The sequence below is a fragment of the Vibrio sp. 10N.237.312.B06 genome, from assembly GCF_041464685.1.
GTDB lineage: Bacteria > Pseudomonadota > Gammaproteobacteria > Enterobacterales > Vibrionaceae > Vibrio > Vibrio tasmaniensis_A.
The window spans coordinates 1-4,866 of sequence record NZ_JBFSPI010000149.1 but is presented as its reverse complement, the minus strand read 5'-3'; the positions used below and the strand labels follow the sequence as shown (position 1 = coordinate 4,866).

3 protein-coding genes and 1 pseudogene are annotated in these 4,866 nt (G+C 45.3%); 3 read left to right on the top strand and 1 reads right to left on the bottom strand.

The genetic code is table 11. From position 1 onward, the window contains the following. Nucleotides 1-149 precede the first annotated feature (149 nt). The 3 genes from AB6C75_RS22685 (at nt 150) to AB6C75_RS22675 (ending at nt 4,443) form a co-directional block, all read left to right on the top strand. A complete protein-coding gene (locus AB6C75_RS22685) occupies nt 150-764 on the top strand; it encodes an NAD(P)H-dependent oxidoreductase (RefSeq protein WP_009845593.1) in 615 nt (204 codons plus the stop codon). A 3-nt stretch (nt 765-767) separates the two neighbouring features. Then, on the top strand, nt 768-2,693 hold the full coding sequence (locus tag AB6C75_RS22680; protein WP_372109368.1) for a monovalent cation:proton antiporter-2 (CPA2) family protein: 1,926 nt from the start codon (nt 768-770) through the stop codon (nt 2,691-2,693). A 526-nt stretch (nt 2,694-3,219) separates the two neighbouring features. Further along, complete coding sequence (locus AB6C75_RS22675; protein ID WP_371709255.1) at nt 3,220-4,443, top strand: DUF819 domain-containing protein; 1,224 nt, start codon at nt 3,220-3,222, stop codon at nt 4,441-4,443. A gap of 81 nt (nt 4,444-4,524) precedes the next feature. Here AB6C75_RS22675 and AB6C75_RS22670 read toward each other — a convergent pair. Next, a pseudogene (locus AB6C75_RS22670) lies at nt 4,525-4,743 on the bottom strand (hypothetical protein); the annotation flags it as partial. Nucleotides 4,744-4,866 lie beyond the last annotated feature (123 nt).

Genomic DNA, 4,866 nt, shown 5'->3' with positions numbered 1-4,866 from the left:
ACCGATGTATTGTTGAACGCGAAATGTACAGCAAAGATCAACACGCCCTAGATAAGTATGGGCTAATTCGTTGTTGTTCAACCATTCTTCTATTATTGTATATCTATAATTCCAATAAATATTATTCGTTAATGGACAAAGAGGGCTATATGTCGAAAAATCGAGTCTTGGTGCTATTCGCCCACCCTTCTCAGCATCGCTCTGAAGCTAACAAACCCTTATTTGAGCAAGCCAAACGTATTGAAGGCGTCACCTGTGTCGACCTTTATGCTGAATACCCAACCTTCAAGATCAATATCGATCGCGAACAGAAACGCCTGTTGGACCATGACATCATCATTTTTCAGTTCCCACTATATTGGTACTCAACACCCGCGATTCTTAAAGAGTGGCAAGACCTCGTCCTAGAATACGGATTTGCTTACGGCACCGACGGCAATGAACTGCAAGGTAAAAGCTTGTTATGCAGTATCACCGCTGGAGGCAAAAAAGAGGCTTATCAAACTGACGGTTATAACCACTTCACCATCCGTGAACTGCTTCACCCAATCGAACAAACGGCGTCTTTGTGCGGCATGAACTACTTGGCTCCATTGGCTTTGTTTGGTTCACGTACTGCGTTAGAAGAAGGCCGAATTCAAGATCATGTAAATAGCTACAAATCGCTTTTAGAGGCTTTTGTTGCGGGCGAAGTCGATCTTAAAAAGGCAAGCAAGGCTGAAAAGCTAAACCATTATGTCGATGAAATGATGAGCAGAGGTTAGATCATGACAGGATATTTTCTACAAGCATTTATCTATTTGCTCGCGGCAGTCATCGCCGTCCCTATCGCCAAAAGGCTTGGCCTCGGCTCTGTGCTTGGTTACCTGATTGCCGGTGTGGTGATTGGCCCAATCATCGGCTTAGTGGGTGAAGAGACCACGACCATTCAACACTTTGCCGAATTCGGCGTAGTAATGATGCTGTTCTTGGTCGGGCTTGAGCTTGAGCCGAAGATGCTTTGGGCAATGAGAAACCGCCTGATGGGGCTCGGCGGCCTACAAGTCGGTGGCACAACGGCCATAGTCATGGGGATTGCTCTGTTCTTCGGGCAACCTTGGACGATCGCGCTGACTATCGGTTTGATCTTCGCACTGTCATCTACCGCGATTGTTCTCCAAACCTTTAATGAGAAAGGGCTCTCCAAGACAGAAGGCGGCAAGAATGCTTTCTCGGTCTTACTGTTCCAAGATATCGCTGTCATTCCGATGCTGGCATTTATCCCTCTATTGGCATTGCCAGAATTAATCGAAGCTGCACAAAGCGCGGTCGCTTCGACTTCTGATCACCATGAAGAGTTGAGTCTTGTTGCTGGCCTACCCGGCTGGGCTTATGGCCTTGTGATCACAGCATCTATTGCGATTGTTGTGGTCGGCGGGCACTTCTTGAGTCGTCCACTGTTCCGCTTTGTGGCGAGCTCAGGCTTGCGAGAAATCTTTACTGCAACCGCACTGATGTTGGTTATTGGTATTGCTGCACTAATGAGCCTAGTCGGCCTCTCACCAGCTTTAGGAACCTTCCTTGCGGGTGTGGTATTGGCGAACAGTGAATTCCGCCACGAGCTTGAGTCTAATATAGACCCGTTTAAAGGGCTGCTACTTGGCTTGTTCTTCATTACGGTAGGTGCGGGCATCAACTTTGATGTTCTATTCAACGACTTTGGTTTGATCATTGGCCTCACTCTTGGCGTTATGCTACTTAAAGCCTTGGTGTTGTTTACATTGGCGTTGATCTTCAAAATTAAAAATAGCGACCGTTGGTTGTTTACGTTGAGCTTGGCGCAAGCCGGTGAATTTGGTTTTGTACTACTGAGCTTCTCGGCTCAAAACCACGTATTGCCTGCTGATATAGTCCAAACTCTGTCGCTGGTTGTTGCTCTTTCAATGTTCCTAACACCAGGCTTATTCATTCTATTTGATAAAGTGATACTTCCTCGTTACGAGCAAAAGTCTAACGACCGAGAAGCCGATACTATCGAAGAGAAAGGTACGGTGATCATTGCTGGTATTGGCCGATTCGGTCAAATCGTTAACCGCTTATTGGTGTCGAATGATGTCAAGACTGTGGTTTTGGATCACCAAGCCAACCAAGTCGATTTACTTCGCTCTATCAACATCAAATCTTACTTTGGTGATGCGACTCGTCATGACTTATTGCATACAGCAGGGATCGAAGAAGCCGCAATGTTTGTCGTCGCTATCGATAACCAAGACTCAAGCGTTGAATTAGTAAAATACGTTAAACACACCTACCCTAAAGTGAAAATTTTAGCGCGTGCGTTCGACCGTGGTCACAGTTACCGCCTACGAGAAGCTGGTGCAGATTTTGTAGTCTCAGAAACGTACCACTCGGCACTCGAAATGGGCGCAGAAGCTCTACGTTCTTTAGGGCACCATCCATTCTTCGTTGAACAGCAAAAATCAACGTATCAACGTGTTGAAAGCCGTAAGTCTGAAAAACTCTACCAAGCTTGGTCTGAAGCGGAAGAGAACCCACGTTACGACAACAACTACCGACAAATCTTCATTCACCTTGAAGAAGCAATGAAAGAAGACATGAAAAAAGACCGTTCAGACAAGCACTCTCGCTCAGAACGAGGTTGGACACCGCCACCGAAAGGCTATGCAGATGGCTTTGAGGAAGAACAAACCTAAGCAGAGCTCAAATTCGAGGTTAACAACCACTCAAAAAGCGGCTTTCGGGTCGCTTTTTCATTCTCTAAATACGAATAGCACGACCGATGAAGCCAAAACACGGAACCTAAATCAGATGAACCACGACATTTATGTGATCCAGTTATAATTTTCAATCTCAAGCTACCCGTCAAAAATGAATTCACTTTTTACATTTATAAAACATTACCTCTCCACACAAACCACACTGTAAATGTGGATATATATGCATTCTTTTAAGCCCTTCAGTCGTCGTTCTAATTCGTAGCGACCATCCTCTAACGTTTGAGTTACATTGCATATATCTAAACACGCCTCACAAGTCGCCATCAAGGCATTCACATCGCCAATAATTAACGCTCCGCATTCACAAATCCAAACCATAAAAATTAACACAAACGTTTCAAAGTATGTCTATCGTTACAATTTGTAACGCATGCCAGTTGTCGGTATAGTCCTGCACTTCAAAAAGTGAGGCGGTTGCGCTCACCTTAAAGGAGATATAATAATGATTACTAATGATGCAGTAATAATGGGCATGTTAGCTGTTATTCTTGGCGGTGTTTTTATCACGGAAAGTAGCCAAAATAGCGCACTGAAAAAATTCTACTCGTTCGTTCCGGGTCTATTGCTCTGTTACTTTGTGCCTTCTCTACTTAACAGTTTAGGCATCATCGACGCATCAAACTCTAAGTTATACTTCGTTGCAAGTCGCTACCTATTACCAAGCGCACTCGTTCTACTGATCATCTCAGCAGACCTACGTAAAATCTTTGGCCTTGGTTCAAAAGCCGTCATCATGTTCCTAACCGGTACTGTCGGCATTATCATCGGTGGCCCGCTGGCTATCTTGATCATCGACCAAATTAACCCTGAGCTTGTATCTGGCGACGTATGGCGCGGCCTCACAACCGTTGCTGGTTCTTGGATTGGCGGCGGTGCGAACCAAGCAGCAATGAAAGAAGTGTTCGAGGTTGATGATCAATTATTCTCTGCAATGATTACGGTTGATGTTATCTGTGCGAACATTTGGATGGCTGTATTGCTTATCATGGCAGGCCGTCAGAAGAAGATTGATGCATGGTTAAAAGCTGATACTTCATCTATTGAAGAGCTAAAAGAGACGGTTTCTAAATACCAAGAAGAGAACGCTCGCCCAACAACCACAACAGATTTAATGAAGATCACGGGAATTGCGTTCGGTCTTACCGGCCTAGCTCACTTATTCAGTGACCTAATCGCACCTTGGATCTCGACCAACGCTCCAGAGCTTGCGAAATACAGCCTTACATCAGGCTTCTTCTGGTTAATCGTAATGGTGACAACGTTCGCGCTCATCGCTTCATGCTTCAAATCAACACGCAGTCTTGAGCACAGTGGCGCATCAAAGGTAGGTTCAGCGTTCATCTACATCCTAGTTGCAACTATCGGTATGCAAATGGATGTGACGGCTATCTTAGACAATCCAGGCTACTTCTTCATTGGTATCACATGGCTAACTATCCATGCCATTCTAATGATTGTGATGGCGAAGCTTATCCGCGCACCACTGTTCTTCATGGCTGTCGGTAGCCAAGCTAACGTTGGCGGCGCAGCATCGGCTCCTATCGTAGCAGCTGCATTCCACCCAGCATTAGCGCCAGTAGGTATCCTAATGGCAGTATTGGGTTACGCTCTCGGTACATACGGCGCTTACATCTGTGGTCTCATCATGCAGGCTGCTGGGGGTTAATAGAATCGCTTCAATCCAATAACACAAAAGGCTGAACGATCATCGTTCAGCCTTTTTCATTTCTACTCTTCCACACTGAGATTAATCAAACAAAGACGCCAGCTTATTTTCAACAACTGGGCTGATATTAAAGCTCAACATAAAATCTGGACGCGTTTCTTCGTCTTTCTCAAGGTAATAGTTCGCTTCAATGCCAAACTTCCAAGGACGTCCGTTCAACACAGTAGTCTTGCTTACGCTTATATTCAACGGAATTTCCGCCTGATCCTTATTCCAATCATACGAGAATGTCGGCGCAGAGCGGCTTTGTTGCGTAATTCAGTTTAGAGACAGAGCAGCCCCATTTCGTGCGTTTCTTAGTCAATACGGCAAGTTTCAGGCATACCTAACCCAGTGAGCTTGTTCAACGCTTTTATCATCGCG

What these genes read in the sequence shown, in the direction of transcription:
- AB6C75_RS22685 (WP_009845593.1), top strand. Translation starts at nt 150, where the DNA reads ATGTCGAAAAATCGAGTCTTGGTGCTATTCGCCCACCCTTCTCAGCAT.
- AB6C75_RS22680 (WP_372109368.1), top strand. Translation starts at nt 768, where the DNA reads ATGACAGGATATTTTCTACAAGCATTTATCTATTTGCTCGCGGCAGTC.
- AB6C75_RS22675 (WP_371709255.1), top strand. Translation starts at nt 3,220, where the DNA reads ATGATTACTAATGATGCAGTAATAATGGGCATGTTAGCTGTTATTCTT.